This is a genomic window from Arthrobacter sp. SO3 (genome assembly GCF_020532825.1).
Lineage (GTDB): Bacteria > Actinomycetota > Actinomycetes > Actinomycetales > Micrococcaceae > Arthrobacter.
In genome coordinates, this window is the sequence record NZ_MQTS01000192.1 from 91,067 (window position 1) to 93,353 (window position 2,287).

Consider the following 2,287-nt stretch of genomic DNA (forward strand, 5'->3'; position numbering starts at 1 on the left):
GGAGAACTCCCTCGGTTCAGCTGCCTGTGGGACAAGGTGTCACATTCGTGGTTCCACCATTCTTCTCCGCTGCGGAGACCATTTGCTGGGCGGGATGGCCAGGACTCGACCCAGTTCACAATGGTCACCTGAACGAACCTGTCAGGCAAGGAACACACGCTCGCACCGTGGCCCAGGCGTCGGGCTCCGCTCCGGCCGAGACTCCTAACTCTGTGCTGCAGCCGGCACCATCGGATGGCCCGTCGTCCCCTTCGGGCCCCTGCCGGGCCGCACAGGGCTCCTCCGGTAGCGCGGCATCTGGCATCATGGTCAAAGATCTGACGAATCGTGATATCCCGGAAGGACCGCCGGCCAGGCGCCATGGCGTTGGATTTGCAGATTCACTGTCCGATTCCCACAGGGTTCTCCACAGAACTTATTCACAGAGTTATCCACAGGCCTTGAGGCATATCTCACAACTCGTGGCCTCAAGCATCCACGAGCCTATTGCTCCGATCGCATCCCCTCAATCCGGCAGGACATGTGCCCGGACGCCAACAACCCATTAGGCAACTTTTTTTTGGGTGCGGCCTGTCGGTGCCGCCGAACAAATCCCGCGGATTTCCCCGGAAAATTAACCAGCATCGGGGGATTTAGAAAGCACGGGCGGGTGTGTAGGAGGTCACTGTTCAAACCGGCGGATTGTTTCACGTGAAACAGCATGCTCCCCGGTCCCCGGGCAGGGCCGACCGGTGTGCTGACTGCACGGGTGTCCGTTGAGGTCAGGGGGCCGGAGGGCGCTTGCCGCGAAGTAATCCACAAAGTTATCCACAGTGATATCCACCGCCTTATCCACCGCCTGAGCAAACCCCCAACACGCACAATCTGGCGCCACTCGCCCGCATCTAGATTGCCGCATCTCAAGTGCCCGAGGAGAACAGCGTGTCACTCCGCACCCCGAACCCGAGTGCCCAGGGAACGATGCAGACGGATCCCGGCCCGACAGGTCGAGCCTCAAACTGAACGCTGCTATATCTGGCGGATCGTTCAGCCGAGTCGAATCTGGGTCGAGCCGGGCCAGCCAGAGGTTCTCCGGACGTCCGGCCCCCCGAGCCACCGAGCCACCGAGCCACCGAGCCTCCACGCCTCGGACCCAGCGACCCAGCGACCCAGCGACCGGCGACCGGCGACCGCCAACAATCGACCACTTGAATCGGCTTGGGCGGCCTGGACGCGGGGGAGCGCTCGGCAGCACCAGTATCCTCGAGCCGTAGTCCCCTCCGGTCCGGTGCGGGGCAGTCCGACCCCCGGGTTGTTCGGCCAAACCCGCCACTTCAGAATCCGTTGCCGATCGTTGCAGATGGGATGTGAAACTGCCGGCCCTGAACTGACGTCACCCGTGCTTGGGCTGCCCTCGATTATGGGTTTGTTCACTGGGGACTGAGGGATGATGAAGTTCGACGTTCCCAAGGCACGTGGACCGGCAAGGAGGCTGCTGCGCAGACCACGGGACGCTGGCTAAGGTCCCTGGACTTGCAGACGGCCGGGTAGGGCCATCGCCGGTCTGACTCTTCGCGCCCACCGCACAGGCTTCACAGTGCCCCGTCATCGGCCCGTCGCCGCGAATCACTTCCCGACCTAAGTGGATCGACGGGTTGACGCCTCATGCGCACTGACCATGGGGCGGCCAGACAGGGTGGCCACTTGTCATCCGAGGGGCCCTCCCGGGGGCCGAGACATCGGGGCTTCCAATGACGGTAGACCTGCGCATGGACGCCCATCTGCTGTCCGGCAGCCTGAGGGGGCGGGAGTGCCGCTACAAATTCCCCGAGCGGCTGGATGGGCCACCGGATCCTAACGACCAATCGAGGCTCAGGCTCAGGATCTCCTGCGCCGTGGGAATCCTTCGGACGATTCGCCGGGGGCTGCCCACTGGCTGGCTGTTGCTCCCGTGGGGTTCAGACGGGTCTGGGAGGCCGTCAGTCAGCCCAGGCGGGTCTGTCGCAGCCCAGGCCTGCCGGGCGCTCTTGCAGGGGCATCGCTGTCCTCCTACGCACAGTACCTGGCCGTAGCAGTGGCCAACATCGGCGCGTCAGAGCTCTCGAGCTGGGTACACCGGCGATCGTGCCTAAAACGTTCTTGCCCAGCCCTGCCGTCTGAATGTTTCACGTGAAACCTGAACACCCTCCGAGCCGCCAAGCATGCCCTGCAAGTCGGACCAACGGAAGCTGGCGAGTAGCGCTTGATGGTAGCGCGAGTCTGGACAGTTGGTAGCACGATTCCGGGAACACGGTAGCGCCCGCCCTGG